Source organism: Rubneribacter badeniensis (assembly GCF_002899695.1).
GTDB classification, from domain to species: Bacteria; Actinomycetota; Coriobacteriia; order Coriobacteriales; family Eggerthellaceae; genus Rubneribacter; species Rubneribacter badeniensis.
The window spans coordinates 1-5,399 of sequence record NZ_PPEL01000133.1; the positions used below are offsets into that span (position 1 = coordinate 1).

4 protein-coding genes are annotated in these 5,399 nt (G+C 64.3%); all 4 read left to right on the plus strand.

Going from position 1 to position 5,399, the window contains the following annotated elements:
• Positions 1-540: 540 nt before the first annotated feature.
• The 4 genes from C2L80_RS13000 to C2L80_RS13015 all read left to right on the plus strand — a co-directional run bounded on the left by C2L80_RS13000 (position 541) and on the right by C2L80_RS13015 (position 5,310).
• Positions 541-1,656: an IS1249 family transposase gene (locus tag C2L80_RS13000; RefSeq protein WP_092200862.1), complete on the plus strand. Its 1,116-nt coding sequence runs from the start codon at positions 541-543 to the stop codon at positions 1,654-1,656.
• Positions 1,657-2,453: 797 nt separating this feature from the next.
• Complete coding sequence (locus C2L80_RS13005) at positions 2,454-3,356, plus strand: homocysteine S-methyltransferase family protein (protein WP_092200859.1); 903 nt, start codon at positions 2,454-2,456, stop codon at positions 3,354-3,356.
• On the plus strand, positions 3,356-3,631 hold the full coding sequence (locus C2L80_RS13010; protein WP_087198804.1) for a hypothetical protein: 276 nt from the start codon (positions 3,356-3,358) through the stop codon (positions 3,629-3,631). Before C2L80_RS13005 ends, C2L80_RS13010 begins: the two co-directional genes overlap by 1 nt.
• Positions 3,632-4,152: 521 nt before the next feature.
• Positions 4,153-5,310: an integrase core domain-containing protein gene (locus C2L80_RS13015; RefSeq protein WP_169999093.1), complete on the plus strand. Its 1,158-nt coding sequence runs from the start codon at positions 4,153-4,155 to the stop codon at positions 5,308-5,310.
• Positions 5,311-5,399 lie beyond the last annotated feature (89 nt).

The following is a 5,399-nucleotide window of genomic DNA, read 5'->3' on the forward strand; positions in this document are numbered from 1 at the left end:
GGGTGATAGAGAGGTTGCTGCTAAGGGGGTGCCGCTTGGGGGCGAAAGACGATTGCGCGAGAGGATGAAGCGTGGCGATCACGTCCGGAAGAGGTGCGAAGTCGTCTGCTTGCGAATTGCCCGGTACGCGTCGGGGACGCGACGGGCGCGGATGCGACCAAGACGAGTGATCCACGTTTTCGGCGCATTCTCTTCGGGTGCGGGCTGCTTGCACAGCGGGCGATCACACGAGCGCGATTCAGCGATTAGGTGCAGGCATGATCAGGAACGGTCGCCAGACACACATTTTTGCCTATAAGCCTCGGCAACGGATATCGATGGGGCTCTTGTGCCTGATGCTGCTTCTAACCGTTGAGGGTTATAGGCCAAAAAGTGTGTCCGTTTTGATTGCTCAGCACCTGTTCAGGGTGCAAAAAGAGGCACGTTAAAAATCAATCGAGGTTTTAACCACCCGGCCAAAAAGTGTGTCCGATTCTGACTTGACGGCGCAGGTCAGACGCTGCAAACAGCGCTCTTGTATTCTCGTGGTTCAATCACGGGATGAAAAAGATACTGTGCCCAGCGTGCGGGGGCGAAACGAAACGCAACGGCAAGACGAGCTCGGGGGCGACCAGATGGCGTTGCAAGTCTTGCGGTGCGTCGACCACGCAAAGATACGACAACTCCTCCAAGCTCCTCAAGCTGTTTGCAGATTGGCTCCTTGCAAAGAAGACGCAGTCCGAGATGGGGATGTCTGCAAGAACCTTTCGCCGGCAAACGGCGCGCTTCTGGAAGCTATGGCCGCTCGCTCCTGTCTGCGACGAGGTGCACCACGTCGTCTTCGTCGACGGGATATGGCTGGGTCGCGAGGCAGTGGCGCTCATCGCGTGCACGCAAGAGCACGTCATAGGCTGGCATCTTGCTCGCAGCGAGAATTCACAGGCTTGGGCGGCGCTCATGGCGCGCGTGGCCGCTCCTGACGTCGTCGTCTCCGATGGCGGGCAGGGCTTCGAGAAAGCGCGGCGGGCCGTATGGGGGCGCACTCGGGTGCAGAGGTGCACCTTCCATGCATTCTGCCAGGTGAAGCGCCAGACGACGACCAGGCCCAAGCCCGAGGCGGGAGTCGAGCTCTACGGCATCGCCAAAGACCTGCTCCATGTGGGCAGCCTCAACGAGGCAGCCGAGTGGCTTGCCTCCTTCTCCAGCTGGTGCGCGCGCTGGGAGGGCTTCTTGAAAGAGAAGACGATCGTGGAGGGCAAGGCTGTGTTCAAGCACGAGCGCCTGCGCCGCGCGCGCAGGGGCCTTGAAAAGCTCGCGCGGGCAGGCACCTTGTTCACGTATCTGGACGAAGAGCTGACAAGAAACGGAACTGTTCCTGCGACCAATAACGCGATCGAGGGCGGAGTCAACAGGCAGCTGCGCGTCGTGCTGAACGAGCACCGCGGCATGAGGCTCGATAGGCGCATCAAAGCGGTCTTCTGGTGGTGCTACATGCGCACCGAGCGCCCCTTGCCTTTTGCAGAGATCCTGCGCGAGATGCCTGCCGACGAGTCGATTGCAGGTCTCTATCAAGCAGCAAATAACAATCGAAAAGATCAAGTATTGAGCCAGTGGGGTTCTGCGGTTCAGTGGAGCGACCTGCATGCCAGCTGCCCGTACCGTATCGATTACGATTGAGCCGGACACACTTTTTGGCCTATAATCCCATTTTTGCCTATAAGCCTCGGCAACGGATATCGATGGGGCTCTTGTGCCTGATGCTGCTTCTAACCGTTGAGCGTGCCTGAAACAGATCGGCCCGGGGAGAGGGGAGCTCCACCGGGCCACAAGGAGGGGATGATGCGGTGTCTTCGCACCGCTACTGCTTTATAAGGGAAAAGCAGTACAAACTGAAAGGAGGGGAATCTTTCGTTTGCAAGGCTCATTATAGAAGCAGGCCTTGAAAAACATGTGATCGGGTCGTGTTCGTCTTGTGTAACGACGTTGGGAGTTCAATGAATGGGCAGGTCGTATGCATTTATTGAAGCTGGCAGATAGAGGCCGGAGCCAAAATCCTGGAGATGGGGCATTTCCCGTTCTGCCCCGTGCCTTCCTCGCTGCTATTCGGCCCCGCCTTCCCCATTGACTTCGTCCCATCTTCATCGCTCTCTTCTTTTTGTCGCCTGCATGGCTGCGACGGTAAAGGCGAGGCTGGATCGCGGGTGCCTGGCGCGTCCGTGCGCTTGACGACGGGACGCTGTATGGCGACGGCAGGGTGGGCGACCTCGGCGGCAGGGTGAGGGTGAGCGACCTCGGGCGTTCGGTCGCCGTATGCTTGACGAAGGGCGTGCGAAAGTCGCCCCCGTTCTCGTTTCGCGAACGGAGACGTTGGGAGCGCAAGGGGCTTGCTCGCTCGATCATCGTCGGGTACGAGGTTCGCGCGCCCACGCGACGGCTGGTTTTGGTATCATGCGAAGCCGACGAAAGGATTTCCCATGCCCGATATCGCTTTGCGTTTCCACCGAGACATGCTCGTGCTGTCCAGTCCCGTTGCGCCCGTCCTCGTCCGGCAGGGTTTCGACGTCGAACGCGATCTCGAGTACGCGTGTCTCGTTGAGTCGGAGGCCGTGCGCGATGCCTTGCGGCTTTCCCAGATGGCCGGCGCGCAGTGCCTCGTTGCGTGCACGGAGGGCATCGCGCCGGCGCGTCTTGCGCATCACGGCATGGAGAGCCGTGCGGACGAGGTGGCCCGTGCGGCGCTCTCCGCGGCTTCGGAGCTCGAGCCTCAGCACGTGTTTGCCGAGGTCGGCCCCTGCGGATTGCCGCTCGATCCGACGAGTAAGGCGTCGCTCAACGAGAACCGTGACCAATACGCCCGCGCGGCGCGCTCGTTCGCGGGTCTGGCCTTCGACGCGTTCTTCCTCAACGGGTTCTCGCATCCTGTCGACCTGAAGTGCGCGCTCATGGGCGTGCGCCAGGTGAGCGACGCGCCGGTGTTCGCGTCGGTGGATGTGGATGGCGAGGGGCGTACGATCGACGGGGCATCGTTCGAGGACGCGCTCGGCGTTATGCTGGACTATGAGGCGTCGGTGGTGGGATTCTCCACGATTGCGCCGCTCGATGTGGCCGAGTCGCTTGTCCGTCGCGCGGCGGGGGCGGGGGGGCTGCCTGTGCTCGCCCAGCTCGCGGTGGGAACGTGCGATCCGCGGCAGGGCGTCGCCACGGATGCCAACCCCTATTACTGTCCCGACGTGCTCGTGGAGGCGGGCGTGCGGCTGCGTGCGGCGGGCGCGCAGTTCCTTCGCGCCGCGGGCAACGCGACGCCGGCGTACACCGGGGCGCTCGTGGCGGCAAGCGAGGGCGCGGATGTTGTGCGCCCCGACGTGGAGGTGCGATGATGGGCTCCCGCTCGGGTGCGAACACGATGCGCAGCTCCCATTACGGCGCGCTGCAGGATATCGTCGATTCCCTCTACGCCGACCTGGGGCCGAAAGACGCCGTTCGGCGCCTCGAGGTGGTGGTGGCCGCCGAGGCAGCCGACATGCCCTGCGACCTCATGGAGATCATCAACCTGCTTCCTCCCGGCTCTTACACGCGCCAGCGGCTGTGCGATCAGCTGAACTCCGCTATCGGCGGGCACGCCTGGGGCCAGGTGTACGGAACGGTGGAATAGGGCGCCGCGCTGTCGTGCTTGCCGCTTTGATCGGGCGGCGGTGCGGGGCTCGGGGTTGCGGGCCGAGTTTGCGAACGGCAGTCGTTCGAGATGGGGCGTGCGGCGGGGTGCCGCCGCGCGCTTGGCGATCTTTCGGCGGGCGTTTCTGCGTCTGCGCTGGTGCAGGGTGCGCTTCGCGCCCGATTCCGTCCCGAAGATGGCGGTTTTTGACGGAAATCCGCCCCTCTCCTTGGGCTTTGCCTCGAGGCTGCTCGCGGTGCGGGATTCTGATCAGTCACGATGCGAAGGCTGCATGTGGGATTGTCCGCTTGGGTTCGCTCTTGCCGTGCTTTGAAAGCGGTTTTCCGTCAAAACCCGCCACGAATCGCGCATGCGCTGGCGCTTCCAAGGTTTGCGGGCGCCTCTCGTTTGTCCAGCTTCAGGACATAGGTAAGCCTTCTGCTCCAGGACATGGGTAAGCCCGAATACGATATGCAGAAACGCCTGTTAGGAGGCCCTGCATGCCGTGGAAGGAGACCAGCGTGCTGGAACAGAGGAGAGCGTTCATAGAGGACGTCCTCGCCGGTCGGGGCTCGGTGAGGGCCTTGTGCGAGAAGTACGGAATATCGGAAAAGACCGGGCACAAGTGGAAGCGGCGGTTCATGGAATCGGGGCTGGCGGGGCTTGCCGACGAGAGCCGGGCGCCGCATTCCTCGCCCGCCAAGCTCGACGAGGACGCCGTCATCAGGGTGCTGGGCATCAGGCGGGCGCACCCCACGTGGGGGCCGAGGAAGATAGCCGCGCTCTACGCGCGCGCCTACCCCGGGCGGCCCGCCCCGTCGGAGAGCAGCATCTACCGCGTCCTGGGCAAGGCCGGCCTCGTGGCGCCCCGCCGCGTGCGCGCCGCGCCCTGCGGGTCGGCGGGGTCGATGCGCAGGCTGATACCCGCCGAGTCGCCCAACGACGTGTGGACGGTGGACTTCAAGGGGTGGTGGGTCTCCGACGGCGAGAGGTGCCTGCCGCTGACCGTGCGCGACCTGGCCAGCAGGGCGATATTGGAGGTCAGGCTGATGGAGTCGGCCTCGGCCGAGGCGGTCAGGGAGAGGTTCGAGGGGCTTTTCTCGAGGTTCGGCCTGCCGAGGGTCATCAGGAGCGACAACGGCGCGCCCTTCGCCACGACAACCGGGTTCCTCGGCCTCACCACGCTCAGCGCGTGGTGGATGAGCCTCGGAATCGTGCCGGACAGGACGCAGCCCGGCCGCCCGGGGCAGAACGGCTCCCACGAGCGCATGCACGCCGACCTGAGCCGCGAGGTGCAGGGCCGCGTGCCCGGGGGCGTCGCGGCCAACCAGGCGGCGCTCGACGCGTGGGCGGAGGAGTACAACCGCGAGAGGCCGCACGAGGCGCTCGGCATGGCCACCCCGTCCGAGGTCTACTCGCCGTCGGGGCGCGCCTACGACCCGGCCGCCGATTTGGAATACCCCATGGGCTACCTCCCCAGGAAGGTCAACAAGGCGGGCGAGGTCAAGCTGGGCGGCAGGCCGTACCGGCTCGGCTCGGCGCTGCGCGGCCTGACCGTCGGCGTGCAGCCGGACGAGGGCGGCGCGACCGTCTGGCTCGGGGGCTTCCCGATAGCGTCGCTCGACTTCTCGACCGAGGGCGTGCGCCCCATTGATATACTGACGGGCGAGGAGGCCTGACCCTCTTCGCGGGAAGGCTGACCCATGTCCTGAAAAGAAACGCTTACCTATCTCCTGACTGGTCACGAGGTCACACCCCCCCCCCGCCC

What these genes read in the sequence shown, in the direction of transcription:
- C2L80_RS13000 (WP_092200862.1), top strand. Translation starts at nt 541, where the DNA reads ATGAAAAAGATACTGTGCCCAGCGTGCGGGGGCGAAACGAAACGCAAC.
- C2L80_RS13005 (WP_092200859.1), top strand. Translation starts at nt 2,454, where the DNA reads ATGCCCGATATCGCTTTGCGTTTCCACCGAGACATGCTCGTGCTGTCC.
- C2L80_RS13010 (WP_087198804.1), top strand. Translation starts at nt 3,356, where the DNA reads ATGGGCTCCCGCTCGGGTGCGAACACGATGCGCAGCTCCCATTACGGC.